The organism is Hymenobacter sp. YIM 151500-1 (assembly GCF_025979885.1).
In the GTDB taxonomy this organism is placed as follows: Bacteria; Bacteroidota; Bacteroidia; order Cytophagales; family Hymenobacteraceae; genus Hymenobacter.
On the sequence record NZ_CP110139.1, the window covers coordinates 281,051 to 305,000 of the forward strand.

The window sequence follows — 23,950 nt, forward strand, 5'->3', positions numbered from 1 at the left end:
TACGGCAGATTACGGCTCACAGCTGCATAGCACCTCCCGCGTGGGTTTGGATACCTGGTAGTCGGGCAATGATTTTTCCATCATATACACCACGTCGAGGCGGCGCAGGCGGGGGCGGCTAGGGTCTTCGTGCCAGATGCGCAGCAGGTAGTTGCAGTAGTAGGGCCGCATGTAGGCGTTGTCAACGAACAGGTAGTTCTCGGAATACTTGCGCCACCGGTCGTTCTTGAAAAGCGCCACTACGGCGTCAGGTTTACGGTAGGTGAGGGGCTGGCCGTTGCGGTTGAGGTCCACGTGCTGCCCCGTGGTGGTAGTACCGTCCAGAATATACCAGCCATCATCTTTAAACACCGTAGGCGCAAACATGCCCCAGTGCTGGTCGGTGCGTACGAGGTAGCCCAGCCAGCGCAGGGGCTGCTGCATGGTCCAGCGCGGGCTCGTGATGTTGTCGAAATTCCACCAGCACACATACACCAGAATGCCCAGCACCAGCCCGTCGCGCACCCCGCGCAGCAGGTTGCGCTGGCTCTGGCTGAGGTTCCAGCTGGCTTCGAGGCGCAGGCGCACGGCCGGCTGCCACGTGCGCAGGCGCTGCTGCCAGGGCTGCCAGCGGGCGGCCACGCGCGGGGCCAGCTGCTGGGCGCGGGGCACCAGCCTCTGCTCCAGCCAGTCCATCACCCCGGAGGGCAGCAGCCCCAGCACCGAGGCCATGTTGATCAGGAAAAACAGGCCCACAAACAACGTGAGGCTGATACTGAGGTGAAATCCGTACATCACCACCACAAACAGCAGCCGCCACCACGCCACCCGAAACGGAATGAACAGCACGAACGGCAGTACCAGCTCGGTGTAGTAGGCCGCAAACGTGAGCCCCCGCAGCACCTCGGGGTAGGGGTAGAGCAGCCGCCCGCCCGGCATCAGAATCTGGTCGAGGCTGAAGGCGTAGTACAGCGCCGTGCCGTCCTGGGTCCACTCGGTGCCGGTTTTGAGCAGGGCCGTGCACCAGTATACCAAGGCCAGCTGCACAACGTAGGCCACCGTAGCCATGCTGCAATAGGTGAGCTGCTCGGGGGCCGGCTGGCGGCGCGCATCCAGCGAGTATACCCGGCCCCAGGGCAGAAAAAAGCCCCAGAACAGCAGCATGCGCAGCAGGTCGTCGCCGCCCTGCGAAATCAGCGGGTTACGGTTTTGCACTGATACCAGCAGCAGCCAGCTTAGGGCCGTAACGAGGCGGGTGCGGTGCCCAAGCAGCAGGGCCACTGCCGCTGCCGCCGCTGCCAGAAACAACAGTGCCTGCCCCTGCCACAAGCCGGTGCTGGCGTGCAGCGAAAACAGGTAGGGGTTCCAGTTGTGCTCGATGAGCACGGGCAGAGGCAGCACCCCCAGGTTGGAATAGTGGGCCTCCAGGTCGGTGCTGCGAATGCCCAGATCAAGCAATAAAACCAGCGCCACCGTTATCCGCAAAAGGGCCAGGGCGCGCAGGTCGAGCGTGAAAGGTCGTTGGATGAGGGATAGAAGCCGGAGCATGCCGTACCAAGAGAGGCCAGAAAAAAGAAGGCGAAAAAGCAGTACTGGAGTGCAGCAAACCGCCTTTTCGCCTTCTGTTTTGATGCTGCATTCAAGCAGCTCCCGCTACGCTAGTAGCCGGTAGTGGAGCCGCCGGTAGAGCCGGAAGTAGTAGAGCCAGACGTGCTGCTACCCGAAGTCGTCCGGCCGCTTGTGGTACGGCCACTGGTGCTGCGGCCGCTGCCCGAGCCGGAGGTCGTCCGGCCGGACTTCACGCGGCCCGAGGTAGAGCTACCCGACGTAGAGCGGCCCGAGCGGCCGGCAGTGGTGCTGCCCGACGTGGAGCCGCCAGTCGTCATCGAGCCCGAGCCCGTAGTAGAACCCGACGTGCTACCGCCGCCCGTGGTAGAGCCCGAGGTGCTACCCGAAGTAGAACCCGTTGTGCTGCCCGACGTGGTCATGGAGCCCGAAGTGGAACCACCGCCCGTGGTAGAGCCCGAGGTAGAACCCGCCGTGGTCATCGAGCCCGAAGTAGAGCCTGCTGTGGAGCCGCCGGTGGTGGCAGAGCCCGACGTAGTGCCGCTGGTAGAGCCGCCGCCCGTAGTAGAGCCGGAAGTGCTACCCGAGGTAGTGCCGCCCGTAGTGGAGCCTCCGCCCGTGGTAGAGCCACCCGAAGTGGTAGTGCCCTGGTCGGCGAAGTGTACTTCCGCGTTTGGCGACGCTGTGGTCGTGTTCAGGCTGGTGAGTGCCAGGCCGGCCGTGCAAAATGCAGTTGTAAGTCCAAGGCCCCAGGCCGCAAATGTGTTCTTTTTCATAGCGTCAAAGAAATGAGTGAAGGGTTATGTGAAAAACAAAACCAGTCCTGGCACGTGGCCAAGACTGGTTTTTTGGGCGGAGCTTAGCGCGTGCCCGTGGTGCTACCGCCTCCGGCAGTGCTGCCACCGCCAGTAGTGGAGCCTCCGGCGGTGGACCCACCCGTGGTAGTGCTGCCAGCTGTTGAGCCACCGGCAGTGGTATTGCCTGAAGTGGTGCTACCAGCCGTCGTGCCCCCTGCGGTGGAGCCGCCAGCTGTCGAGCTGCCGTCCGTGGAGCTGCCAGCCGTGGAGCCCGAGCCGCCGGTCGAACCTGCGTCGCCGCTCATCGAGCCGTCGCTGCCACTCATGCTACCCGAGCCGCTACCGCCCATGCCGGTGGTATCGGTGCCCGAGGTGCCCGTGGAGCTTTCAGTGCCGGTTCCAGCGCCGCTGCCGGTGCCGCCTTCTTGCTGGTTGCCACTGCAGGCGCTCAGCGCCAGAGCCGAACCCAGAACAGCCGTCAGCACTGCTATTTTTTGCTTGTACATAAAGTAGGTGTATGGTGAATGGAAAAGAAGAATGCGCTATCTAGCTCCCTCATCCGCCCGCCTAGCTGCTCCTCCCACTATACTGCCTGCGAAGAGCTGCCCAGCTCGGCGGAGTGGCAGCACATGGCAACTATACGCGTCCTGGCGGCAGATAATGGAAAATTGCTCTACTGAATAAATACGTATTTTTCAATGCTTTACCTTGCGTTAAATACGTAGTCCGCACAAAAATCGGCCTCACAGCATTCAGGCAGGCCTCCTCGGGCAACAGCCGCTGCCCGGTTGACGCTAACTTTTGGGGCTTGATTGGGTTACGAAAGTCTGAACACTGTGCGGGGTCTTGCGTACCAAAAGCCACGCTCACCCAGAGCAACCACTCATCTCAACGCTGCTCCGGCAGTCCTGTTTGCGTGTCGGCTTCTTCCGCAACTATTCTCTTCGACGGCGTTTGCAACCTCTGCAACGGCTTTGTGCAGTTTGTTATCCAGCGTGATGCCAGCGGGCAGCTGCGCTTCGCCGCCTTGCAGTCTGATGCGGGCCGGGCCTTGCTCACTGCTCACGCCCTGCCGGCTCCCGCCACCCCCGACTCCATTGTGCTGCTCGAAAACGGCCGGGCGTACACTCACTCGGAGGCGGCCCTGGGCATTTTGCGCAAGCTGGGCGGGGGCTGGGCTCTGCTGGCGGCCGTAGTAGGCGCGTTGCCTCGCTTCGCCCGCGACGCCGCCTACCGCTACGTGGCCCGCAACCGCTACCGGTGGTTTGGCCAGCAAGACGCCTGCTGGCTGCCCACGCCGGAGCTGGCTGCCCGCTTCCTGTAGCTTTTTCCCTTGCAAGGCACTGGCGTAGTGCGTTCAGTGCACTTCCTTGCGTAGTGAGCTAGTTGTTGCCGGCCTTCAGCTGATTGCCAAAGACTTCACTTTCACCTTTCGCTTATGAAAGCTCTTGTTCTGGATGGTGTCAACCAGCCTCTGCAACTCCGCGACGTGCCCACGCCCCAGCCCGGCCCCGGCGAAGTGCTGGTGCAGCTTCGGGCGGCGGCCCTCAACCACCGCGACGTCTGGATTCAGAAAGGCCAGTACGCCGGCCTCAGGTTTCCCTGCATTCTGGGCTCCGATGGGGCCGGTATCATCACGGCTGTAGGGGAGGGGGCACCGGCCGAGCTGCTGCACCAGAAGGTCGTTATCAACCCCGGCCAGGGCTGGGGCGACAACCCGGCGGCCCAGTCCCGGGCGTTTACCATTCTGGGGCTGCCCGCGCAGGGCACATTTGCCGAGTACGTGGCAGTGCCGGCCCGCTACATCTACGCCAAGCCCGCTCACCTGAGCTTCGAGCAGGCGGCGGCCCTGCCCCTGGGCGGCGTTACGGCCTACCGCGCCACGTTTACGCGGGCCGGCCTGCGCCCCGGCGAGCGGGTACTAATTACGGGAGTAGGCGGAGGCGTGGCCCTGCTGGCCCTGCAAATGGCCGTGGCCATTGGCGCCGAAGTATGGGTAACCTCCGGGTCGGAAGAGAAGATTAACCGGGCTGTAGCCATGGGAGCCCGCGGCGGCGCCAGCTACCGCACCCTCAAATGGGCCGAAGAGCTTGTTCAGCGGGCCGGCGGGGCCTTCGATGTGATTGTGGACAGCGCGGCGGGCCCCGGCTTCAACGACCTGCTCGATGTCGCGGCGCCGGGTGGGCGTATCGTGTTTTTTGGCGGCACCCAGGGCGCCATAACCCAGATGCCGCCCGCCAAAGTCTTCTGGAAGCAGCTGTCTATCCTGGGTTCGACCATGGGCACCGAGCAGGACTTTGCCGACATGGTGCGCCTGTTTGAGCAGTACCAGATAGTGCCCGTGGTGGATGAGCAGTTCCCCTTGTCCCAGGGTGAGCACGCCATGCGCCGCATGGATGAAGGGCTGCAGTTTGGTAAGATTGTCTTACAGATAAATAGCTGATATAGAGGTGTTTGGTGGAGGTAGATTTCTAAGAAATTTCCAACTGAAAGCGCTGCTTGCGGGAATGAAATAGGTGATGTGGCTGTTCTATAGCCGACGACAATCTGACGTAACTTTCTGCCGATGAAAACGCCCGCTGAATACCTGAACTGCCCGGTTTTTGAAATGACCTACCCCACGGGCGAAGCTGCCGAATCGGTACCCGTAGTGGCCTACGACGACGCGCTGCGGGCCATAGATGCCGCCCTGGCCGACGCGGAGAAGTACAAATATCTGCTGATGCGCGCTCTGCGCCGCCACGCGGCCTCAACCCAGGCCCAGACATTTCCGGCCATGCCCATGCTGCCGCTGCCCGAAGAGCCGGCCACCGATAGTCCGGTGCTGCCCATGTATCCTGGCATAGCTGCCTAGCTCCCGCTCAGCCTCGGGCTTATAGCTACCAAAAAAAGCCTTTTCCATAGGTAGGAAAAGGCTTTTTTTGGTAGCACCACGTCCAGTAAGCAAAGCGAAGCGTGAAGTGCTAAGCAGAAGTCTCACTGCTGAGGTCTGTCCTCTCATATCTATTATTTCTCCGCCAAGGCCAGCAAGCGGCGGCCTAGCTCCTGAGCCAGGGCTTCGGCCTGCTGCCGCAGCTCCGGCACGGCCGTCGATTCAAAGTAGGCGGGCCGGCGGCTGGAGCCCAGCGTAAACAAAACTTCCGAGGCCTGCCCGTGGGCGTTGACCAAGGCGCCGTGCTCGTCGGTCTGCATGCCCAGCCGCAGCGGGTCAGGGCAGAGGTGGCCCGCGGCGCGCAGGGCCGGCACGGGCGCCTGCTCAATGCGGCTGTAGTCGAGCAAGGGGCCGGTGCAGGCTACCACGTGGCGAGCGGTGAGCAGCGGGGCCGGACTACTGGCCCGCGTGCGCACGTGTACCGACAGCTGGTTGAGGCCGGTAGGCAGAATCTGGTCGACGCGGCCACGCACCATCCGCACCTGCCCAGTGGCCATCATATCGTCCAGCGCCGCTGCGCTTTGGGGTGGACTGCGGTGCCGCACCACCGACCAGATACCGGCCAGATGGCGCAGAAACCGGGCTTGCTCCGCCGGCGGCCACGTGGCCCAGATGCAGCCCGCGTACGGCCGCAGCGAGTCAATGACGGAGCGCCAGTCGAAGCCCTGGGCCTGAGCCGCCCGCACGTGCCGGCGCACGATGCGCAACACTTCGGCCACGCGGGTACACCCACTCAGCTCCGCGGCATAAAAGCTGGGGTAAGACGCCTCAGGAAGCAGCCGGTGGGCTGCCGGCCAGCGCCCGTGCCCCGAAACCACCGTGATGGGCGCCCGGTGGCCATCGGCGCGCAGGCCCAGCAGCACGTCCACTGCCGTCAGCCCTGAGCCAATCAGCACCACCGAATCGTCGGCCGCAATGCTGCTCAGGGCGCCCTGAGCCCACGGGTCGCCGTGGTAGTTGGGGTGGGTGAGGTATTGCAGGTTGGACTGCGCAGGTGGGAGCGGCGGAAAGTTACCCAGGGCCAGCACCACAAAGTCGCTGGGCAGCCGGGTGCCATCGGCCAGCTCCACCGTGGCGCGGTGTGGCCCGGCAAGGTCAATGGCCGTGGCAGGCTGGGCGTGCCAGTGGCAGCTAATGCCGTTCGGTGACGGCCACTCCAGCACTTGCCCGATGAGCTGCTGCAAGTAGCGGCCGTAGCTTTGGCGCGAACAGAAAGAATGGTCGCAGGAGTCGGCTTTGGTGATGCGCAGCCAGTTGAGAAAGTGGTCGGGCTGGTCGGGAAATGCGCTGAGAAACTGACTGCGCACATTCAGCAGGTACTCGGGCCGCCGGGCCGTGTACGCCAGGCCGGGCCCCGGCACGGCGCGCGGCTCCACCACGTGTACATCGCAGGCGAAACGCTGGCCGCCCGCAAGCCGCGCCAGCTGCACGGCCAGCATAGAACCTGAAAATCCCCCGCCTACAATCGTTATGGTTCGTGTGCGCAAAGTAGTGGTGGGTTGGGCGCCAAAAGGTTGAAATTTATCGGGAATAAATGATATTCAACGTAAGCCGAAGCATATTTTTCACCTCTCCCGTTTTAATAAATGGGTGTAGGCCAGCTAGATAGGTAGGAAATGCTGTTTAGCAGAAGCCAGAAATGGCCAAAATCATGTGAGCTGCACCGCCGCGTAAAGACGCACTGGCTACAGTCTCGTCACCGACCGACCCCGCCCGAACAGCCTTTGTTGTAGCGGCGCAGACGACCAAACTCCAGCTGTTACGCCTCCATGCCGTTCATAAAGCTGCTTACGCTATCCAGGCAACGAAAAGCCCCGCTGCCGATACGACGAACAGCGGGGCAAATAAGCGGAAGGATGCCAACTGAGGCAGGTTTCACGCGTCAACGGCCCGGCAAGACAGCTCTGCTGAGCGACCCGCTCACACCACTCAGAACGTAGAAGCGCTTGGCAGTAGTTGTTGCGGCATCTCTACGCTGTGTAACCGACCTAGTGGCGCAACGCCAACCGCTGCTTAGAGTCAATAATACAAGCCGGGAACCAGGTAGTTGCGCACGTAATCCTGGATACCGTCTTCCAAGGGCGTGAAGGGCCGGTCGTAGCCAATGCTGCGGAGCTTGCTCATATCGGCCTGGGTGAAGTACTGGTAAGTGTCGCGGATGTCTTCAGGCGTGTCGCGGAACCGGATGTCGGCGGTCCGGTCGAGGGCAGCGAAGGTGTTGAGCGTCAGGTCAAGGAAGGTACGAGCCTGGCCGGTGCCCAGGTTGTAGATGCCGGAGTGCCGCCGGGTCTGCATCAGAAACATACACACCTCCACCACGTCTTTCACATACACAAAGTCGCGCTGCTGCTCCCCATCGGCATAGTTGGGATTGTGGGAGCGAAATAAGGTCATGGAGCCGGTTTCCTGGATTTGCCGATAGGCGTGCAGAATCACGGAGGCCATGCGGCCCTTGTGGTACTCGTTGGGGCCGTACACGTTGAAAAACTTCAGCCCCGCCCAGAAAAACGGCTTTTCCGCCTGCTGCACGGCCCAGTTGTCGAAGTCATTTTTCGACTCACCATACGGATTAAGCGGCCGCAGCAGGGGCAGCAGAGCGTCGTCGTCGGAGTAGCCGAGCGTGCCGGAGCCGTAGGTGGCCGCCGAGGAGGCGTACACCAACGGCAGCTGATAGCGGCAGCAGGCCTGCCACATCCGCTGCGAATACTCCAGGTTGAGCGTGTTCAGCAGGTCCCGGTTCTGCTCGGTGGTATCGGTGCGGGCCCCCAGGTGGAAAATGAATTCTACCTGCTCCTGGTGGGCATCCAGCCAATCGAAAAACTCCTCCCGGTCGACATACTCCCGCAGGCGCTTGCCTTTCAGATTGGCCAGCTTGCGCTCCACGTTGAAGTTGTCCACCACCACGATGTCGTTGAAGTTGGCGGCGTTGAGGCGGGTAACAAGGCAGCTGGCAATAAAGCCGGCCGCTCCGGTGACGACAATCATAAGCGTTGCGTTTGGCCAAAGGTAACAAGGAGCCGGTAGAACGAGCACCCCCGAAGTTGTGCTTTGGCCCGTCAGAGTAATTTCTGCACGGATTTCCTCGCGGGCCGGAGCACAGCCTCAGGGTACTCGTTGCTACGGCCGGGTACCCTACCTTTGGCCTATGCTTCGTTTGCTCCGACTGGCCGCGCCGGTACTACGCCGCACGGGCGCAGTAGCCTGGCTGGCCTCCGCCGCCTGCCGCCCCGATGCCGCTTCTACCGACACCGTCGCCCCCGGCGCTACCCAGCGCCTCACCGACGGCCTGGGCCGCCAACTAACGGTACCGGCCCGGCCCCGCCGCATCCTGGCCCTGGCGCCTTCCATGACGGAAATGCTCTACGCCGTAGCCGACACCGCCACCATCATAGCCCGCACCCAGAACTGCGACTTTCCGGCCGCTGTCCGCACCAAGCCCGTTCTGAACACCTACCCGCTGGACCTGGAGCGGCTGGTGGCCCTGCGCCCCGAGGTGGTGTTTACCGTGGAGGGCATGACCACGCCCGACGATGCGGCCCGCCTGGCCGAGCTGGGTATTCCGGTGTATTTTCAGCGCTATACTACTGTTGAGGATGTGTTTCGGGGAGTGGAGCAGGTGGGCCGTATCCTGGGCCGGGAGCCCCAGGCCCGCCGCCTCACCGACTCCCTGCGCACGGAGCTGCGGCAGCTGGGGCCGGCACCAACAGTAGGAGGGAAGCCGCCGCGGGTGCTGGCCATTACCTGGCAGGACCCCATCTACGTGTACGGCCAGAATACCCTGTTCACCGACAAAATCCGGCTGGCTGGGGGGCAGAACGCCGTTACGGAGAAGTTTCCGCAGCCCTATCCAGCTCTTACCCGCGAGTACATCCTCAAGCTTAACCCCGACGTGCTGATTGGAGGCAGCTTCGGCAAGCTGGACAGCACCTTCTTCCGCAACTACCCCGAGCTAAAGCGCATCCGGGCCTACCAGACCCGGCGCGTGTTCGGCATTACCGGCAACCTCATGGAGCGCCCCGGCCCGCGGGTCGTCGAGTCGGTGCGGGAGCTGCGGCGCATTCTAAGCGAACCAGCAGCTCAGTGAGTAGCTTCGGCTGTTGATGCGCCACCTCACACGCGAAAGAGGCTGGGATACAAGGGCATAGAGCACATAAGGATTAGAAGTCTTGCTTCTCACCTCTCATATTTCACCTCTCACTTCTACTACATGACCCGCCCCGCCCTGCCCTGGATACTGGCTAGCCTGCTGCTGACGGCGGCTCTGCTAACCCTGGGCCTGCGCGTGGGCAGCTACCACACCAGCTACGGCCTCATCCGGCAGGCGTTTCTGCACTACAACCCCCACGACCCGGCCCAGCTGGTGCTGGTGGAGCTGCGGCTGCCCCGCCTGCTGCTGGCCCTGCTGGCGGGAGGCGGACTGGCGTTTAGCGGCTACCTCATGCAGGCCATGGTCAACAACCCTCTGGCCGACCCGTATCTGCTGGGCACGGCTTCGGGCGGGGCCTTGGGCGCCATCCTCACGTTTGCGTTTGTGCCGACGCTGACGCTGGCAGGCGTGTATCTGCCCCCACTGGCGGCCCTGGCCGGGGCCCTGGGCACTACGCTGGTGGTGGTAGTGCTGGGTACCCGACAAGGGCAATTGATACCGGCTCAGTTGCTGCTGGCCGGGGTGGCCCTAGGCTCACTCACCACGGCGCTGGGCGGCCTGCTCACGTTTCTGGCCAACTCTCAGGAAAAGCTGCGCGCCATCACTTTCTGGGCCATGGGCGGCTTCGAGCGGGCCAGCTGGGCGGTGCTACCGTATCCGGCGGCAGCTCTGCTGGGGGCCCTGCTGGTATTCGTGGCGGTGCAAAAAGACCTTAACATCTTGCTGCTGGGCGAGGAGCGGGCCCAGGCCCTGGGTGTGCACGTGGCCCGCACCCGCTGGATTCTGCTGCTCACTGCCTCCTTGCTCACGGGTTGTGTGGTGTCCTTGTGTGGTCCGGTGGGCTTCGTCGGGCTGATGGTGCCCCACCTTACGCGCTGGGTCCTGGGCGTTACCAACAGGGCCAACCTACTGTTCTGCGCCCTGCTCGGCGGCAACTTTCTGCTGCTCTGCGACCTGCTGGGCCGGGTGCTGTATCCGCCCGCCGGCCTGCCCGTTGGGCTGATTACCGCCCTGTTCGGCGTACCGTTCTTCGTATATTTGCTGCGAAAACAAGGCAGTTAGGGTCTTAGGGACTTAGGGGCTTAGGGTCTTGGACAACGTTCTAGTAGTAGACACTGGAGCCGTAGATAAATCCTAAGTCCCTAAGTCCCCAAGCCCCTAAGTCCCTACCAATGATTTACATCAGCCGACAGGAGCACTTCAATGCGGCGCACAAGCTCTACAATCCCAGCTGGAGCGAGGAGCGGAACCGGGAAGTCTTCGGCCCCTGCGCCAATGCCAACTGGCACGGCCATAACTTCGACCTTATCGTGACAGTGAAAGGCAAACCCGACCCCGAAACCGGGTTTGTCATCGACCTCAAGCAGCTTAGCACCGTCATTCGCCGGCACGTTATTGAGCAGGTCGACCACAAGAACCTGAATATCGATGTGCCTTTCATGCAAGGCCAGATGGCCAGCACCGAAAACCTGGCTATTGCCTTCTGGAAAATCCTGCAGCCCGAAATTGAACGAATTTCTCCCGCCCGCCTGCACAGCATCAAGCTCTACGAAACACCCCGCAATTTCGTGGAGTACTTTGGAGAGGAGTAATTAATAAGTAGGAATTAGTAATTAAGAATTGGCTGGTGAGCTCACTATATGAAACATCAGTAATTCTGATTGCAATAATTCTTAATTGCTAATTATTAATTATTAATTCAACGAAATGAAGTACTACCTGATTGCGGGGGAACGGTCCGGGGATTTTCACGCGGCTAACCTTATGCGCGAATTGCACCGGCAAGATGCTGAGGCCACGTTCCGCTGCTGGGGCGGCGACCAAATGCAGGAAGCCGGCGGTGAACTGGTGCACCACTACCAGGAAATGGCCATCATGGGCTTCTGGGAAGCTGCCACCAGCATCCTCAAGTTTCGGGGCTACCTCAAGGAGTGCCAGCGCGACCTGCTAGCCACCCGCCCCGATGTGCTGATTCTGGTGGACTACGCCGGCTTCAACCTGCGCGTAGCCAAGTTTGCCAAGCAGCACGGCATCAAGGTTTTCTACTACATCTCGCCTAAGATATGGGCCTGGAACCAGGGCCGCGTCCATCAGGTCAAGGCCCTAGTGGATAAGATGTTCGTCATTCTGCCCTTCGAGCAGGAGTTCTACCAGCGTTTCGGCTACGATGTCGACTACATCGGCAACCCCACCGCCGACGCCGTGGCCGAGCATCCCGTATCGACGGACTTCTACCAGCGCAACCAGCTCGACCCCGACCGGCCCATTATTGCTGTGCTTCCTGGCTCACGCAAGCAAGAAATCGAGGAAATGCTCTACGAAATGGTGGCCATCCTGCCACCCTTCCTCGATTACCAGTTCGTCGTCGCCGGCGTCGACAACCTCGACCCGAACTACTACGCCAACTTCGAGCGTAACAACGTCCGCATCCTCTTCAACCAAACCTTCGACCTGCTGGCCCACGCCAAAGCGGCCCTCGTCACTAGCGGCACCGCCACCCTCGAAACCGCCCTTTTCGACGTGCCCCAGGTGGTGTGCTACCGCACCAGCGCCGTATCCTACGCCATCGGAAAGGCCGTCATCAAAGTACCCTACATCTCCCTAGTCAACCTCATTGCCGGCAAGGAAGTCGTTAAAGAACTCATCCAAGGCGACTTCAACGCCCGCAACCTCGTCACCGAACTCAAAAAAATCATCACCAACGAGCAGTTCATCGCCCAGCAAAAAGCCGGTTACGCCGAGATTCGTGAGAAGCTAGGGCAGCAGCGCGCCGCGGAGAAAGCGGCGAAGCTGATGGTGGGGTATCTAAAATCTACTAACTTCGATAAATAGAAAATCAGAAACAGAAATAAACCCTATGTTCGACTTTTTAAAAAAAATTTACACAAGTTCGTCGCCAAACCAATGAAGATTGGAAAAAGGCATTTAAGTCTGATCTGCTTAAAAATGTCCAGTCGATAGTGAAGTATAAAGGAGGAGAGAATAAAGTATATATTGCAGATATAGAAAAAGAGGTGATTTTTTATGCTTGTGATGTCCTGCTGCATCAGAAAAAACAAGCTGGCAGATTGCCTTCTGAGGATATATTAACTGATATAATAAGTTGCGTTACAGATTCTATGAGGGAACTGTTTCCTAATGACTATATGAATGTTCATGCTTCATATGCTCAAAACGCTGTTAGAAATAATCTTTCTCATATGCATGACGATGAACTTCAAAGCATAATTAATGATTATTATTATAAAATAAGAAACGCATAGCTTAAAATAGTTATTGGTAAATATCAGTTTTTTATGACATAGAATCGACTGTTTTTACACCTCTAATATTAAACCTAAATTCACCAGCCACACCTCGAAGCGAGCTACGGCTACCATTGCCATTCGTCGTCTTCAGCCATGTTGGAGAAACCTTCCAACAATTCGCCTTCGGGCTCTTGGCCGGCTGCCTGCGCGGCCTCGAAACGGGCGTCCCAATCGTGGCGGGCCGGCTAGGCCGCGGGCACAATGAGCAGGCCCTCAGGGGTGGCCCGCAGGTCTACGGCGCCGGAGAAACGGTATTGCAGCAGCTTCTTGGGCAGTACAATTCCCTGAGAATTGCCCACGCGGATGATTCGGGTTTGCATATCGTAAAGTATGGAAAGTACATACATTGTTCTAACTGCCGCGTAGTAAGTGCGGTTCAAATGAGCCTGAGCCGGATAAACAAAAAGCAGGACCCGCCTGCGCGAATCCTGCCATCCATATCCTGTTCTTTATCCTGCTTCTCTACGCCGCCCGTAGCTGCTTCAGCGGCGACTGTTCAAACTTGCTCCGGGCGTAGTCTTCATCAATTACTAGCTCCTTTATTCCATCTTCGGAAGGCATGTCAAACATGGCGTCGGTCATAATACCTTCGCAGATGCTGCGCAGGCCGCGGGCCCCGAGGCGGTACTCGTCGGCGCGCTGCACGATGTATTCGAGAGCACCCTCCGAGAAGCTCAGGTGAATGCCTTCCATGTCGAACAGGCGCTGGTACTGCTTCACGATGGAGTTCTTGGGCTCGGTCAGGATCTTGCGCAGAGTGGCGTGGTCCAGCGGGTTGAGGTGGGTGAGCACGGGCAGGCGGCCAATCAGCTCCGGAATCAGGCCGAACTGCTTCAGGTCCTGGGCCGTCACGTAGCGCAAGAAGTTGTTGGTGTCCATCTTCTCCTCCAGCTGCGTCTTGGCAAAGCCGATGGGCTTGGTGTTGAGGCGGTTCTTGATAATCCGGTCGATGCCCACGAAGGCGCCCCCGCAGATGAACAGGATGTTTTCGGTGTTCACCGTTATCATCTTCTGCTCGGGGTGCTTACGGCCGCCGTGGGGCGGCACGTTTACGGTGGTGCCTTCCAGCAGCTTCAGCATGGCCTGCTGCACACCTTCGCCGCTCACATCACGCGTGATGCTGGGGTTGTCGCTCTTGCGGGCAATCTTGTCGATTTCGTCGATGTAGACAATGCCGCGCTCGGCGGCTTCTACGTTGTAGTCGGCGGCTTGCAGCAGGCGGGTCAGGATGCTTTCCACGTCCTCGCCCACGTAGCCGGCTTCGGTCAGCACGGTGGCATCGGCAATGCAGAAGGGCACTTGCAGAATGTTAGCCAGCATCCGGGTCAGGAAGGTTTTGCCCGTACCCGTTTCGCCCACCATGATGATGTTCGACTTTTCAATCACCACATCGTCCTTCTGCGGCTTCTGCATCAGGCGCTTGTAGTGATTATACACCGCCACCGACATCACCTTCTTTGCCTCATCCTGGCCTACCACGTACTGGTCGAGGTATTCCTTCATTTCCCGCGGCTTTACGAGGTTGAATTTGGGCGTTTTCGAGTTGGCCCGAATCTTATTTTCCTCGTTCAGAATCTGCTGGGCCTGGCCCACGCACCGTTCGCAGATGTGGGCGTTGATGCCCGAAATCATCACCGAAACGTCTTTTTTGCTCTTTCCGCAGAAGGAACACGTTATATCTGCCATTGCCGGAAAACTCTCAGAATAGGGAAAGGCAACTTTCGTCGCTTTCCCAAAGGTACGAAAAGGCCAACGCCACACCTCAGCAAAATAGTGCCGACGAGTTAGGTCTCTATTAAAAAGAAAAAGCCCGCCAAAGCGGGCTTTTTCTTTTTAGAGAAGTGAGATGCTAGAGGTGAGAAGTGAGACATTGTTTATTGTCTCTACAACTAGATGCTTAGATAAAATCTCACTTCTCACCTCTAGCGTCCTACTTCTACTGCTTTACGAAGCTTTCTTCTCCAGCACCTCGTCAATCAGGCCATACTCCTTGGCTTCGTCGGCGCGCATCCAGTAGTCGCGGTCCGAGTTGTCGTGGATTTCCTGGTAGGTTTTGCCGGTGTGCTTGGCCAGAATGTCGTACAGCTCCTTCTTGAGTTTGAGAATCTCGCGGGCCGTGATTTCGATATCCGACGACTGACCTTGCGCGCCACCCGAAGGCTGGTGAATCATGACGCGGGCGTGGGGCAGGGCCGAACGCTTGTCTTTGGCACCGCCGGCCAGCAGCACGGCGCCCATGGAGGCCGCCAGGCCCGTGCAGATGGTGGCCACGTCGGGGTTCACGTACTGCATAGTGTCGTAGATGCCCAAACCGGCGTACACTGAGCCGCCGGGCGAGTTGATGTAGAGCAGAATGTCTTTCTTGGCGTCTACCGACTCCAGAAACAGCATCTGCGCCGTCAGGATGTTGGCAATGTAGTCGTCTACGGCCGTGCCTAGGAACACAATCCGGTCCATGATCAGGCGCGAAAACACGTCGATTTCAGCAAAGCGCGTGGGGCGCTCCTCAATGACGGAGCGGGTCATGCCGGTGGGAAGGATGAGGCCGTTGCGGGTCTGGCCTTCTACGTGTTGGATGTATTGGTCAACGCCCAAACCGCTCAGGCCCTGGCCTTTCACGGCAAACTTGCGGAATTCTTGTTTATTCAGCATGTTAGAAAAGAGAAGTGGTAGTGTAGAGGTGAGAGTATAGAAGTGAGTACTAAGACATAAAAAGTGAGATGCTGTTCCGACGTTACTGTTGTTGGAACAACGTCTCATTTCTCGCCTCTGCCATCTCACTTCTACCACCAACAAAAAAGCCCATACGGCAAGTAAGGGCTTTTTTGTTGGTCTTGAAACCTGAAAATGTCAGCGGTTAGCCGGCATTCTGATTGCGGAAGTCCTCAGCCGTAATCGGGTTGTCCTTAACAACAACTTTGCCGCGGAGGTTTTCCAGCACTTTCTCTGCCAGAATGGCTTCGTACTCGTTTACGTAGTTTTTGCCGTTCTCCTGGCGCAGGTAGTTGTCGGCGAAGTTGCGTACCGACTCTTCCAGCTCCGGCGTCATCTCCATGTTGAACTGGCCCAGAATCTTCTGCATGGTGCGGTCTACGATTTCCTCGTTTGACACCTTCAGGCCCTGCTCTGCCACCACTTTATTGCGAATCATAGACCACTTCAGCTCCTTCTCGTAGTCGTCGTAGTGCTCCTCCACCTGCTCCGGGGTCAGCTTGCCTTGGTTGGCGCGCACCAGCCACTTTTTGAAGAACTCCTTGGGTACTTCGATGGTGGTGTTTGCCAGCAGCTTGTCGATGATCTGGTGGTTTACCAGGTTGTCGGCTTCCCGGTCGTAGTTTTCCTGCACCGTGGTGCGCACCTTCTCATCAAACTCCTCTTTCGACATGACGATGTCCTTGCCGAACACCTTGTCGAACAGCTCCTGGTTGAACTCGGCGGGCGCGGAACGCTGGATTTTATCCACCGTCAGCGTGTAGTCACCTTCGGCTTGCTCGGCTTCTTCTTTACTCAGGCCCGAGAAGTTGGCAATAGCCGCTACGTCGCCACCGAAAGCCTCTTTCAGGTTGAAAGTTATCGTGTCATCTTTCTTCAGACCCACAAACTTGTCGGCTTCGCCTTTCAGCTTGTTGGTGGGCAGCAGCACCACGCGGCCTTCGCCTTCCTCATCGGCCTTTTTCAGCTTGCCGTAGATGTAGTCGTTGGCTTCCGAAGCCTCAGGCTCCGAAGTTTCGCCGAATTGGCGCTCCAGTTGCTCGTAGGTTTCTTTCAGCGTGTTTTCGTCCAGCTCCACCTTGTGGCGGTCCACCGACACGGCTTGGTCGGCGGGCAGCTCAAAGTCGGGCAGCAGGCCCAGCTCAAACTGGAACGAGTAGTCTTTCTGGGTATCAAAATCGACGTCCGACGGCACGGGCAGGGGCTCCCCCAGAATTTTGAGGTTATTCTCCTTGATGTAGTCGTCCACCGCCTTGCTGAGCAGGCCGTTGATTTCCTCCACCAGAATACCTTTGCCGTACATCTTGCGCACCAGCGTCACGGGCACTTTGCCGGGCCGGAACCCTTTGATTTGCGCCTTTTTGCTGTATTCCTTCAGCTTGCTCTCTACGGTAGGAGCGTAGTCAGCCTCCGTGAGATGTACTGTCAGGATGGCATTCAGCTGGTCGTCTTTCTTGTCGAGGGTGATGTCCAAAACGGGTCGTCGGTTAAGGGTACTACGTTGTAACTATTCGCGCCGGGCCGAAACCCGGTTAAAAAGAAACCCCCAACGGGTGGGTTGAGGGTTTACAGGCGGCTCCAGCAAGCAGAGCCAAAACTTTGAGTGCGGATGGAGGGACTCGAACCCACACGCCTTGCGGCACCAGATCCTAAGTCTGGCACGTCTACCAATTTCGCCACATCCGCGTCGGAAGCCGTCTGCCTCGGGGGCGCAAAGCTACGGAACGGTTCCGGAAAATCAAACGGGAGAAAGTATAACGCCACCCAGGCTCTACTCCTCCGGCCCGGCGGCGCCGAAAACCAGCCGCCAGCCCGGTCGGTACCGGAGCAGGGAGGCGGTGAAGCCAGCCTGAGCAACTGGGTGCACCAACTCGGCGCGTTGCGTGTTCCACTAGGTAATTCTGCGTTAGCCTGGGCTAAAGCTTAGCTCGCCTTTGTACCTTAGCAAGTAGTATCCCGGCGCCCGTGGCGCCGCCCGCGTACCATGTCCACTGTCATTGACCCCGAAGTAGAGCGCCAGGAAATTCTGCGCCACTACCGCCGCCTGCTCCGCACCGCCAAGCCCTATTTAAAGGAAGGCGACGCCAAGCTGATCAAAAAGGCCTTTAACACTTCCCTGGAGGCGCACAAAGAAATGCGGCGCAAGTCCGGGGAGCCCTACATTCTGCACCCGCTGGCCGTAGCCCAGATTGTGGTGGAGGAAATCGGGCTGGGCACCACCAGCATCGTGGCGGCCCTGCTGCACGACGTGGTGGAAGACACGCCCTGGGAAATTGCCGACGTAGAGCGGGAGTTTGGCGGCAAGGTAGCCCGCATTGTGGACGGCCTCACCAAGATTTCGGGCGTGTTTGAGTACGGTACCTCCGAGCAGGCCGAGAACTTCCGCAAAATGCTGCTCACGCTGTCCGAAGATGTGCGCGTCATCCTCATCAAGCTCGCCGACCGCCTGCATAACATGCGGACCCTGGACTCGATGCCGCGGCACAAGCAGCTCAAAATTGCTTCGGAAACCATTTACCTCTACGCTCCGCTGGCCCACCGCCTCGGCCTCTACGCCATCAAAACCGAGCTGGAGGACCTCTACCTCAAGTACACCGACACCGAGATATACACCGAGCTGGTGAACCGGGTGCGCCAAAGCCGCGCCGCCCGTAACCGGTTTATCAAAGACTTCGTGCATCCTATTGATGAAGAGCTGAAGTCCCAGGGCTTTAGCTACGAAATTAAAGGCCGCCCCAAAAGCATCTATTCCATCCTGAAAAAGATGCGCAAACAGAACGTCACCTTCGACGAAGTGTACGACCTGTTTGCCATCCGCGTGATTCTGGACGTGCCTCAGGAGCAGGAAAAAGCCGCCTGCTGGCAGGTGTATAGCATCGTAACCGACTTCTACCAGCCCAACCCCGACCGGCTACGCGACTGGGTGAGCACGCCCAAAGCCAACGGCTACGAGTCCTTGCATACCACAGTTATGTCGCGCACCGGGCAGTGGGTGGAGGTTCAAATCCGCAGCCGCCGCATGGACGACATTGCCGAAAAAGGCTACGCTGCGCACTGGAAATACAAGGACACCGGCGCCCCCCAGCCCGAATCGACGCTGGAAGCGTGGATCAACAAGGTGCGCGAAATGCTCGAAACCAATAACTCCAGCGCCTTGGAGTTCATGGACGAGTTCCGCCAGAATCTCTTCGTGAAAGAGGTGTATGCCTTCACGCCCAAAGGCAAGCTCATCATCCTGCCCGACAAGGCCACGGCCTTGGATTTTGCCTTCGAGATTCACTCCCAAATTGGCCTGCGCTGCCTCGGGGCCAAAGTCAACCAGAAGCTTCAACCCCTAAGCTACCAACTCCGCAACGGCGACCAAGTGGAGATTCTGACCTCGCAGAAGCAGCGGCCTACGGAGGAATGGTTGCAGTACGTTACCACGTCCAAAGCCCGCACCCGCATCAAAGACTGGCTGCGCGATGATAAGCGGGCCAAATCCGAGGATGGCCGTTACATCGTGGAAAAACGGCTGGAGCTGCTTGGCGTCGAACCTTCACAGGAAAATATCAACCGTTTGCTGGCTCATTTCAACATCCACAACCAGCAGGAATTTTTCTACCGCGTAGCCATTGGCCAAGTGGATGGCCGCGAAATTCAAAAGAACCTCTTCGACCCCAGCATCGAAGCCCCGCGCCTACCGTCTATGCTTCAGCCCAAAGCATTTGACCATGAGGTACAGAAAATTCGGGGCGTCAACGCCAACATGCTCGTGATAGGGGAGCGGACCGACAAGTTCGATTACACCATTGCGCCCTGCTGCAACCCCATCCCCGGCGATGATGTGTTCGGCTTTGAAACCGACCAAGGCATCGTTATTCACCGCACGTCCTGCCCCAAGGCCGTTCAAATGATGTCGAACTACGGCAATCGTATTGTGCGCGCCAAATGGACCGACCAGCTAGAACTAGCCTTCCTGGCTGGGATTCGCATCAAGGGCTCCGACCGGGTAGGCTTGGTCAATGATGTCACGCGCATCATTAGCAACAGTCTCAAGGTCAATATGCGCTCCATTACCGTCGATTCTATCGATGGTATGTTTGAGGGCCAGATCATGGTGTTTGTTAATGATACTGACCAACTTAACAAGCTCATTCACCGCCTTTCCAAAGTGAACGGAGTGCTTCTTGTGGAACGGTTTGATTCATGATCTGGTCTTAAAAAGTTTTCTGAAAAATGGATAGTATAAAACAGTATAAGACAAACGGGTTTGGTTAGACACTCATTGTTACCCACGAATATCAGTTTCAAGTTTCATTTGTCGTTTTACTGTTTGAATAATAAGACTCAGAAATGCCTGTCACAGAGAAGCATCTCGATAAAGAGAAGTACGAGGAGGTAAAAAAGATTTTTACCGCTTACCTCGAAAACAAGGGTCTGCGCAAGACCTCGGAGCGGTATGCTATCCTGGAAGAAATATACTCGCGCACCGGTCACTTCGATGTAGAAGAATTGTATGCCGGTATGAAGGAGCAAGGCCTACAGGTGAGCCGCGCCACAGTGTACAACACGCTGGATTTGCTGGTAGAGCACGGCTTGGTCAGCAAGCACCAGTTCGGCCGTAACCTGGCGCAATACGAAAAAAGCTACGGCTACCGCCAGCACGACCACGTTATCTGCACCGAATGCCATAAGGTAGTGGAGTTCTGCGACCCCCGTATCCACGGCATCCAAACCATGGTCGGCGAGTTACTCAACTTCCATATCTTGCACCACTCTTTGAACCTATACGGCGTGTGCGGCGACTGCCGCGCCAAAGCCGCTGCCCGCTCTTTACCCGAATGAAAACTGATTCCTCCGTTCAAGACGGTATTCTCTTCGTGCGCCTTTCCGGCGACCTTATCGGTAGCCCCGACACCCAGCAACTTCTCCAATCCGTCGACCAGCACCTCGGCGACGAGCTACGCCACTGCGCCGTCGACCTCTCGGGCATCCGCTACATTAACAGCACGGGCATTGGCGTGCTAGTGTCTCTGCTCACCAAGTTCCGCAGCCGCGGTGGCGAGATGCTGCTCATCAACCCCGCCGATCATCCCCGCAAAATGCTGGCGCTAACCAAGCTGAACGCTATTTTCTCGGTAGCGGATGACGAGACAGCCGCCACCCAACAGTTGAAATCCTCGAACTAATGCCCGTTGATGTACTAGTAGGCCTGCAGTGGGGCGACGAGGGGAAAGGAAAAATTGTCGATGTACTGGCGCCTACCTACGACGTGGTGGCCCGCTTCCAGGGCGGGCCTAACGCCGGCCACACCCTTACTTTCGATGGCACCAAGCACGTGCTGCACCAAGTGCCGTCTGGCATTTTCCACTCACACATTCTGAACGTAGTCGGCAACGGCGTTGTACTCGACCCCATGGTGTTTCGCCAAGAGCTACAAAAGCTAACCGACCGCGGCATCGACTGGAGCCGAAATCTTCATATCTCCCGCAAAGCTCAGCTCATCCTGCCTTCGCACCGTGCCTTGGACCGCATCAGCGAGGAGGCCCGCGGAGGTAGCAAGATTGGCTCAACCCTGAAGGGAATTGGGCCCACGTATCAGGATAAAATTGGCCGCACTGGCCTACGTGTCGGCGACATCCTGCTGCCCGATTTTCAAGAGCGCTATCAAGAAGCCGTCGCCCGGCACACCGCAGTTGCCGAGTTCTACAGTAAAAGCCTCGAAATCAAAGATGTGGAGGCTGACTTCTTCTCTGCCGTAGATTTTCTACGAACCCTCCAGCTCACCGACACAGAGTACCTGCTGAATGATCTGCTCAAACAAGGCAAAAACGTGCTTGCTGAAGGGGCTCAGGGATCCATGCTGGATATTGATTTTGGCACGTACCCGTACGTAACATCCTCCAGCACTATCGTAGCCGGGGCCTGCACTGGGCTTGGCATTGCACCTCGCCATATTAACAAAGTGTATGGCATCAGCAAAGCTTACTGCACCCGCGTCGGCAGTGGCCCTTTCCCAACAGAGTTGCACGATGCGGTAGGGGAGCAGATTCGACAAGCTGGCCGCGAGTTTGGCTCCACCACCGGCCGTCCACGGCGCTGCGGCTGGATTGATTTGCCTGCTCTGCGCTATAGTATTATGCTAAACGGAGTAACAGAAATTCATCTGATGAAGGCCGACGTCTTAGATGATTTCGACGAGATTCAGGTTTGCACGCATTATCGCCTACCCACCGGTGAGCAAACCGACCATCTTCCAGACCACGGCGACCTTCAGAATCTAACACCCATTTATACCAGCGTTCCAGGCTGGCGCACTCAGCTTCAATCCATAACCGATACGCAAGCCCTGCCTCAGCAACTCAAAGCCTATATCCGCTTCTTAGAACAACATCTGGAAGTTCCTATCAGCATTGTAAGTGTTGGTCCCGACCGGGTCAGCACTCTGCATCTGAATTAGCCACCAATACATCTAATCTTCTAGAGAGTCACCTTCACTTGGTTGGTCCGCTACTTACCACACTTCTAAGGTTAGAAAACGATTATATAAGACTGCAACAGCCAAAAGAAAATATAGAATGAATTTTTATAACAAGTTTACGATCAATCTGATAATATAAATCAGAGAGGATTTCAGCAGGATTTTGGAACGGAAACAAGGTTCGAGAAGTTAGTCACCCTGACGCCCTCTAGGCTCAAGCCGAGTAGCTCAGAAAAAAAGTTGTTTAGGGGCTTGCGCAAGTAACGGCCGGGGGTGTAAGTTTGCAGCCCGTTTCAGTCGGAGGCGGTTGGCCGCGCTGGGCCGCTAGAAAAAAAAGTTAGTCCAGTGCTTGCATAGGTTGATTTAGTGACTGTATCTTTGCAGCCCGTTTCGATTGGAAGCGGGAAACAACGGGTAGGCAGTTCCTGGTAAAAGCCAACTGACAGCTGAGCTCGTAGGCTAGGCGGATTGGTGAAAAATCAGACTTGGGTTAGTCTGCTGGTGGAAAGGGGGTAAGACTTTCTGTGAGTGGGAACTTGGAAAAGGGCTAGTAGGTTGGTACCTTTGCCTCCCCAAAGCACCGGGCCTGCACGGAAGAGACGCGACAGGCCGGCGAGCAAAAAAAAGTTTTGCTTGGGACTTGCGGGGAAGCGGCAGGAAGGTGTAGTTTTGCAGCCCGCTTCGCTCGGAGGCGGGGGAGTAGTAATAGAATAGCAGAAAGGCTTAGGGTCGCTAGGTCACTGGATCTTCTCCAGTAGGGAGGGGATAGACGTTCTTTGAATAGCTGGAAAAGACAATTGGGTAAGGGCTGCCCACCTGCGGGTGGGCGGTTTGGAACTGGCGCGTGGGGCGCTGCGTCCGGGCTCTGGCCATAGGCTGGACCGGGGCGGGGGGTACCCACCGCAGAAGACACGGCTGCTGCTGAGGCAGCAGCGAACAGGATTTTCTACAATGGAGAGTTTGATCCTGGCTCAGGATGAACGCTAGCGGCAGGCCTAATACATGCAAGTCGAACGGATGCAGCAATGCATTAGTGGCGCACGGGTGCGTAACGCGTAACCAACCTGCCCGTGACTGGGGGATAGCCCGCCGAAAGGCGGATTAATACCGCATAAGACTATCGAGAGGCATCTTTTGGTAGTTAAAGATTTATTGGTCACGGATGGGGTTGCGTAGCATTAGCTAGTTGGCGGGGTAAAGGCCCACCAAGGCGACGATGCTTAGGGGACCTGAGAGGGTGATCCCCCACACTGGCACTGAGATACGGGCCAGACTCCTACGGGAGGCAGCAGTAGGGAATATTGGGCAATGGCCGAGAGGCTGACCCAGCCATGCCGCGTGCCGGAAGAAGGCCTTCTGGGTTGTAAACGGCTTTTGCCAGGGAAGAAAAAGTGGGATGCGTCCTACACTGACGGTACCTGGTGAATAAGCACCGGCTAACTCCGTGCCAGCAGCCGCGGTAATACGGAGGGTGCAAGCGTTGTCCGGATTTATTGGGTTTAAAGGGTGCGTAGGCGGCTTGTTAAGTCCGGGGTGAAAGCCCACTGCTCAACAGTGGAACTGCCCTGGATACTGGCGGGCTTGAGTCCAGACGAGGTTGGCGGAATAGACGGTGTAGCGGTGAAATGCATAGATACCGTCTAGAACCCCGATTGCGAAGGCAGCTGACTAGGCTGGTACTGACGCTGAGGCACGAAAGCGTGGGGAGCGAACAGGATTAGATACCCTGGTAGTCCACGCCGTAAACGATGGATACTCGCTGGTGGCGACAGACGGTCACTGGCTTAGCGAAAGCGGTAAGTATCCCACCTGGGGAGTACGCCCGCAAGGGTGAAACTCAAAGGAATTGACGGGGGCCCGCACAAGTGGTGGAGCATGTGGTTTAATTCGATGATACGCGAGGAACCTTACCTAGGCTAGAATGCGCGTGACCGGCTCAGAGATGGGCCTTTCCTTCGGGACACAAAGCAAGGTGCTGCATGGCCGTCGTCAGCTCGTGCCGTGAGGTGTTGGGTTAAGTCCCGCAACGAGCGCAACCCCTATGTT

21 protein-coding genes, 1 tRNA gene and 1 rRNA gene (1 of these 23 only partly in view) are annotated in these 23,950 nt (G+C 57.9%); 14 read left to right on the plus strand and 9 right to left on the minus strand.

Annotated elements, in window-relative coordinates; genetic code table 11:
- Window positions 1-9 precede the first annotated feature (9 nt).
- Window positions 10-1,527 (minus strand): HTTM domain-containing protein, encoded by a 1,518-nt coding sequence (locus tag OIS53_RS01055; RefSeq protein ID WP_264680536.1) that lies wholly within the window; start codon window positions 1,525-1,527, stop codon window positions 10-12.
- Between the two features lie 123 nt (window positions 1,528-1,650).
- On the opposite strand from OIS53_RS01055, the gene OIS53_RS01060 reads away from it, so the two are divergent.
- A complete protein-coding gene (locus OIS53_RS01060; protein WP_264680537.1) occupies window positions 1,651-2,337 on the plus strand; it encodes a hypothetical protein in 687 nt (228 codons plus the stop codon).
- Window positions 2,338-2,404: 67 nt separating this feature from the next.
- On the opposite strand, the gene OIS53_RS01065 is transcribed toward OIS53_RS01060, so the two are convergent.
- Window positions 2,405-2,848 carry a hypothetical protein gene (locus tag OIS53_RS01065; protein ID WP_264680538.1) on the minus strand — a complete coding sequence of 148 codons (444 nt, stop codon included), beginning with the start codon at window positions 2,846-2,848 and terminating at the stop codon, window positions 2,405-2,407.
- A gap of 410 nt (window positions 2,849-3,258) precedes the next feature.
- Between OIS53_RS01065 and OIS53_RS01070 the strand changes: the two genes are divergently transcribed.
- The 3 genes from OIS53_RS01070 to OIS53_RS01080 all read left to right on the plus strand — a co-directional run bounded on the left by OIS53_RS01070 (window position 3,259) and on the right by OIS53_RS01080 (window position 5,196).
- A complete protein-coding gene (locus OIS53_RS01070; RefSeq protein ID WP_264680539.1) occupies window positions 3,259-3,666 on the plus strand; it encodes a thiol-disulfide oxidoreductase DCC family protein in 408 nt (135 codons plus the stop codon).
- Window positions 3,667-3,780: 114 nt separating this feature from the next.
- On the plus strand, window positions 3,781-4,785 hold the full coding sequence (locus tag OIS53_RS01075) for a zinc-binding dehydrogenase (RefSeq protein ID WP_264680540.1): 1,005 nt from the start codon (window positions 3,781-3,783) through the stop codon (window positions 4,783-4,785).
- A 123-nt stretch (window positions 4,786-4,908) separates the two neighbouring features.
- A complete protein-coding gene (locus OIS53_RS01080; RefSeq protein WP_264680541.1) occupies window positions 4,909-5,196 on the plus strand; it encodes a hypothetical protein in 288 nt (95 codons plus the stop codon).
- 152 nt (window positions 5,197-5,348) lie between these two features.
- On the opposite strand, the gene OIS53_RS01085 is transcribed toward OIS53_RS01080, so the two are convergent.
- Window positions 5,349-6,761: an FAD/NAD(P)-binding protein gene (locus OIS53_RS01085; RefSeq protein WP_264680542.1), complete on the minus strand. Its 1,413-nt coding sequence runs from the start codon at window positions 6,759-6,761 to the stop codon at window positions 5,349-5,351.
- A gap of 532 nt (window positions 6,762-7,293) precedes the next feature.
- Window positions 7,294-8,259, minus strand: a complete 966-nt coding sequence (gene rfaD / locus OIS53_RS01090; protein WP_264680543.1) for an ADP-glyceromanno-heptose 6-epimerase — start codon at window positions 8,257-8,259, stop codon at window positions 7,294-7,296.
- A gap of 160 nt (window positions 8,260-8,419) precedes the next feature.
- Between rfaD and OIS53_RS01095 the strand changes: the two genes are divergently transcribed.
- From OIS53_RS01095 to OIS53_RS01115, 5 genes are all read left to right on the plus strand, one after another.
- On the plus strand, window positions 8,420-9,358 hold the full coding sequence (locus OIS53_RS01095) for an ABC transporter substrate-binding protein (protein ID WP_264680544.1): 939 nt from the start codon (window positions 8,420-8,422) through the stop codon (window positions 9,356-9,358).
- Between the two features lie 123 nt (window positions 9,359-9,481).
- The gene (locus OIS53_RS01100) at window positions 9,482-10,483 is read left to right on the plus strand and encodes a FecCD family ABC transporter permease (RefSeq protein WP_264680545.1); all 1,002 of its coding nucleotides are present in this window, start codon (window positions 9,482-9,484) and stop codon (window positions 10,481-10,483) included.
- A gap of 110 nt (window positions 10,484-10,593) precedes the next feature.
- Window positions 10,594-11,013, plus strand: a complete 420-nt coding sequence (locus OIS53_RS01105) for a 6-pyruvoyl trahydropterin synthase family protein (protein ID WP_264680546.1) — start codon at window positions 10,594-10,596, stop codon at window positions 11,011-11,013.
- Window positions 11,014-11,128: 115 nt separating this feature from the next.
- Entirely contained in the window at window positions 11,129-12,253 is a 1,125-nt protein-coding gene (lpxB, locus tag OIS53_RS01110; RefSeq protein WP_264680547.1) for a lipid-A-disaccharide synthase, read from the plus strand.
- 128 nt (window positions 12,254-12,381) lie between these two features.
- A complete protein-coding gene (locus tag OIS53_RS01115; RefSeq protein ID WP_264680548.1) occupies window positions 12,382-12,684 on the plus strand; it encodes a hypothetical protein in 303 nt (100 codons plus the stop codon).
- Window positions 12,685-12,914: 230 nt separating this feature from the next.
- Here OIS53_RS01115 and OIS53_RS01120 read toward each other — a convergent pair whose 3' ends face one another.
- From OIS53_RS01120 to OIS53_RS01140, 5 genes are all read right to left on the minus strand, one after another.
- On the minus strand, window positions 12,915-13,049 hold the full coding sequence (locus tag OIS53_RS01120) for an AbrB/MazE/SpoVT family DNA-binding domain-containing protein (protein ID WP_264680549.1): 135 nt from the start codon (window positions 13,047-13,049) through the stop codon (window positions 12,915-12,917).
- A 142-nt stretch (window positions 13,050-13,191) separates the two neighbouring features.
- A complete protein-coding gene (gene clpX, locus OIS53_RS01125; RefSeq protein WP_264680550.1) occupies window positions 13,192-14,415 on the minus strand; it encodes an ATP-dependent Clp protease ATP-binding subunit ClpX in 1,224 nt (407 codons plus the stop codon).
- Window positions 14,416-14,673: 258 nt separating this feature from the next.
- Window positions 14,674-15,381, minus strand: coding sequence for a ClpP family protease (locus OIS53_RS01130; protein WP_264680551.1), 708 nt, complete (start codon window positions 15,379-15,381; stop codon window positions 14,674-14,676).
- A 205-nt stretch (window positions 15,382-15,586) separates the two neighbouring features.
- Window positions 15,587-16,915: a trigger factor gene (gene tig / locus OIS53_RS01135; protein ID WP_264680552.1), complete on the minus strand. Its 1,329-nt coding sequence runs from the start codon at window positions 16,913-16,915 to the stop codon at window positions 15,587-15,589.
- 130 nt (window positions 16,916-17,045) lie between these two features.
- Window positions 17,046-17,127, minus strand: a tRNA-Leu gene (locus tag OIS53_RS01140).
- 298 nt (window positions 17,128-17,425) lie between these two features.
- On the opposite strand from OIS53_RS01140, the gene OIS53_RS01145 reads away from it, so the two are divergent.
- From OIS53_RS01145 to OIS53_RS01165, 5 genes are all read left to right on the plus strand, one after another.
- Window positions 17,426-19,633, plus strand: coding sequence for a RelA/SpoT family protein (locus OIS53_RS01145; RefSeq protein WP_264680553.1), 2,208 nt, complete (start codon window positions 17,426-17,428; stop codon window positions 19,631-19,633).
- Between the two features lie 143 nt (window positions 19,634-19,776).
- Window positions 19,777-20,268, plus strand: coding sequence for a Fur family transcriptional regulator (locus tag OIS53_RS01150; protein ID WP_264680554.1), 492 nt, complete (start codon window positions 19,777-19,779; stop codon window positions 20,266-20,268).
- Window positions 20,265-20,612 (plus strand): STAS domain-containing protein, encoded by a 348-nt coding sequence (locus OIS53_RS01155; RefSeq protein ID WP_264680555.1) that lies wholly within the window; start codon window positions 20,265-20,267, stop codon window positions 20,610-20,612. The genes OIS53_RS01150 and OIS53_RS01155 overlap by 4 nt, the downstream gene beginning before the upstream one ends.
- A complete protein-coding gene (locus OIS53_RS01160) occupies window positions 20,612-21,883 on the plus strand; it encodes an adenylosuccinate synthase (RefSeq protein WP_264680556.1) in 1,272 nt (423 codons plus the stop codon). Before OIS53_RS01155 ends, OIS53_RS01160 begins: the two co-directional genes overlap by 1 nt.
- A 969-nt stretch (window positions 21,884-22,852) precedes the next feature.
- Window positions 22,853-23,950 (plus strand): 16S ribosomal RNA (locus OIS53_RS01165) (it continues 416 nt past the right edge of the window).

Coding starts and splice junctions, on each gene's coding strand:
- OIS53_RS01095 (WP_264680544.1), top strand. CDS start 8,420: ATGCTTCGTTTGCTCCGACTGGCCGCGCCGGTACTACGCCGCACGGGC.
- OIS53_RS01055 (WP_264680536.1), bottom strand. CDS start 1,527: ATGCTCCGGCTTCTATCCCTCATCCAACGACCTTTCACGCTCGACCTG.
- lpxB (WP_264680547.1), top strand. CDS start 11,129: ATGAAGTACTACCTGATTGCGGGGGAACGGTCCGGGGATTTTCACGCG.
- OIS53_RS01150 (WP_264680554.1), top strand. CDS start 19,777: ATGCCTGTCACAGAGAAGCATCTCGATAAAGAGAAGTACGAGGAGGTA.
- rfaD (WP_264680543.1), bottom strand. CDS start 8,259: ATGATTGTCGTCACCGGAGCGGCCGGCTTTATTGCCAGCTGCCTTGTT.
- OIS53_RS01075 (WP_264680540.1), top strand. CDS start 3,781: ATGAAAGCTCTTGTTCTGGATGGTGTCAACCAGCCTCTGCAACTCCGC.
- OIS53_RS01130 (WP_264680551.1), bottom strand. CDS start 15,381: ATGCTGAATAAACAAGAATTCCGCAAGTTTGCCGTGAAAGGCCAGGGC.
- OIS53_RS01080 (WP_264680541.1), top strand. CDS start 4,909: ATGAAAACGCCCGCTGAATACCTGAACTGCCCGGTTTTTGAAATGACC.
- OIS53_RS01100 (WP_264680545.1), top strand. CDS start 9,482: ATGACCCGCCCCGCCCTGCCCTGGATACTGGCTAGCCTGCTGCTGACG.
- OIS53_RS01145 (WP_264680553.1), top strand. CDS start 17,426: ATGTCCACTGTCATTGACCCCGAAGTAGAGCGCCAGGAAATTCTGCGC.
- clpX (WP_264680550.1), bottom strand. CDS start 14,415: ATGGCAGATATAACGTGTTCCTTCTGCGGAAAGAGCAAAAAAGACGTT.
- OIS53_RS01155 (WP_264680555.1), top strand. CDS start 20,265: ATGAAAACTGATTCCTCCGTTCAAGACGGTATTCTCTTCGTGCGCCTT.
- OIS53_RS01120 (WP_264680549.1), bottom strand. CDS start 13,049: ATGCAAACCCGAATCATCCGCGTGGGCAATTCTCAGGGAATTGTACTG.
- OIS53_RS01105 (WP_264680546.1), top strand. CDS start 10,594: ATGATTTACATCAGCCGACAGGAGCACTTCAATGCGGCGCACAAGCTC.
- OIS53_RS01160 (WP_264680556.1), top strand. CDS start 20,612: ATGCCCGTTGATGTACTAGTAGGCCTGCAGTGGGGCGACGAGGGGAAA.
- OIS53_RS01065 (WP_264680538.1), bottom strand. CDS start 2,848: ATGTACAAGCAAAAAATAGCAGTGCTGACGGCTGTTCTGGGTTCGGCT.